The organism is Belnapia rosea (genome assembly GCF_900101615.1).
Lineage (GTDB): Bacteria > Pseudomonadota > Alphaproteobacteria > Acetobacterales > Acetobacteraceae > Belnapia > Belnapia rosea.
The window spans coordinates 1-1,557 of the sequence record NZ_FMZX01000100.1; the positions used below are offsets into that span (position 1 = coordinate 1).

Genomic DNA, 1,557 nt, shown 5'->3' on the forward strand with positions numbered 1-1,557 from the left:
GCTTCGCCCATCTTGCTGCCACCATGATCAACTTGCGCACCACTGAGTTCGGTCACAGACCCTAGTCGATCAGCTTGCGGCTGCGCTCGGAGGAGGCGCCGAACCTGTCATGCTTGAGCTTGGCGATGAGCAGCTTGAGGTGCGCGACCATCGCCTCGGCGCCGGTGGCCCGCGCCTCCGCCTCCTGCCGCGCCAGCTCCGCGGCGGCGAGAGCGGCGCGCAGGGCCACGATGTCGTCGGCAGTGCTGTTCGGCTCAGGCGTCACGGTGGAGATCGAATCACACTCCACCCATGGCAGGAAGTGGAAAACTGCCGCGGCGGCAGCCTAGCCGGCGACCTCAGGCCGCCAGGTACGTTGTGGGTTCCGCCAGTCGATTCCGTCCAACATATAGGCCAGCTGCGCCCCCGAGATCGCCACACTGCCATCCGCCGGCGACGGCCAGATGAAGCGCCCCCGTTCCAACCTCTTGGCGTAAAGCGACATGCCAAGCCCATCGTGCCAGACAATCTTGACCAGGTCGCCGCGGCGACCCCGGAACACGTAGAGATCGCCGGCATAGGGATCGCGCCCGAGCGCCTGCTGCACCTGCAGCGCCAGGCCATTCATGCCGCGCCGCATGTCGGTATGGCCAACCGCCAACTAGACCCGGACGCCGGCCGGAACCGGGATCATCCGCGCAGCGCCGACAGCAGGCGACGCAGGGCCGGGGCGCCGATTGTCTCGGGAACCCGCAGGGCCGTCCCGTCCGGCAGCACGATTTCGATCTGCGATGCCTCGCGGCCAGAGCCAGCCTCGCACGGTGCCGGTGAACGAGGTGAAGCCGCCGACGACGACCCTGACATCACCACCGGCTCCGGCATGATCTGCACCGGCAGGAACACTGGCGCCTGCTCCGCCACCAGCGTGCCTGCTCGGACCTGCTTGCGCCACATCCACAGCACGCTCCGGCTCACCTCGTGCCGACGTGCCACATCCGCAAAGCGGGCCCCAGGGCGCTCAGCCTCAGCCACGATCCGCAACTTGTCCTCAACCCGCCACTGCCGTCGGCGCTCGACCCCGTTGATGATCTCCATGCCGCCAACCCGCTCCGTCCATAGCAACACTCTTACAAGCGTCCATAAGATCAGAAGACAGGTTCACCTACGCGCCGGAAGGCGGCCCTCAGCGGATGCGTACGCCGCTTCGGCATCACCGCCCGGCAGTTCAGCGGCGTGCGCTTTGATCTCGACCACGCCGTGGAAGGCTGGCGCGGCACTGTGGAGTTCCGGATCCAGACGCTTCAGGGCGCGATCGAGGGCACCGAGCTGCGCATCGCCACCCTGGGACGCAAGATCGATCAGGCCAAAACAGAGCGTGGCCGAACCGCTCCTCCATGGAGCTAGTTCGAACTGACCGACCAAACCCGTGACACCCTACTGGCATGGCTGGAGCTCCGAGGTGGCGCGCTGGACGACTTTGTGTTCCTAAGAACCTATCCCGGTAGGGCATGTCGCCAGGTGATGATGGCGAGCGCGAGGTGGAGCAGCGCGAGGTAGTTGGCGGACTTCTTGGCCCAG

At 66.4% G+C, this 1,557-nt stretch carries 4 protein-coding genes; 1 reads left to right on the forward strand and 3 read right to left on the reverse strand.

The genetic code is table 11. From position 1 onward, the window contains the following. Nucleotides 1-61: 61 nt before the first annotated feature. Genes BLR02_RS28205 through tnpA form a run of 3 tightly spaced genes read right to left on the reverse strand, consistent with a single transcriptional unit; the run spans nt 62 to nt 1,074 of the window. A complete protein-coding gene (locus BLR02_RS28205; RefSeq protein WP_245705011.1) occupies nt 62-265 on the reverse strand; it encodes a transposase in 204 nt (67 codons plus the stop codon). 60 nt (nt 266-325) lie between these two features. Continuing rightward, nucleotides 326-640, reverse strand: coding sequence for an IS66 family insertion sequence element accessory protein TnpB (tnpB, locus tag BLR02_RS28210; protein WP_281201473.1), 315 nt, complete (start codon nt 638-640; stop codon nt 326-328). A 29-nt stretch (nt 641-669) separates the two neighbouring features. Further along, on the reverse strand, nt 670-1,074 hold the full coding sequence (gene tnpA, locus BLR02_RS28215; protein WP_090665495.1) for an IS66-like element accessory protein TnpA: 405 nt from the start codon (nt 1,072-1,074) through the stop codon (nt 670-672). Nucleotides 1,075-1,212: 138 nt separating this feature from the next. On the opposite strand from tnpA, the gene BLR02_RS29950 reads away from it, so the two are divergent. Further along, nucleotides 1,213-1,383 (forward strand): hypothetical protein, encoded by a 171-nt coding sequence (locus tag BLR02_RS29950; RefSeq protein WP_176849896.1) that lies wholly within the window; start codon nt 1,213-1,215, stop codon nt 1,381-1,383. Nucleotides 1,384-1,557: the final 174 nt, after the last annotated feature.

Bases quoted from the DNA above. Each gene is read 5' to 3' on its own strand.
- tnpA (WP_090665495.1), bottom strand. From the start codon at position 1,074: ATGGAGATCATCAACGGGGTCGAGCGCCGACGGCAGTGGCGGGTTGAG.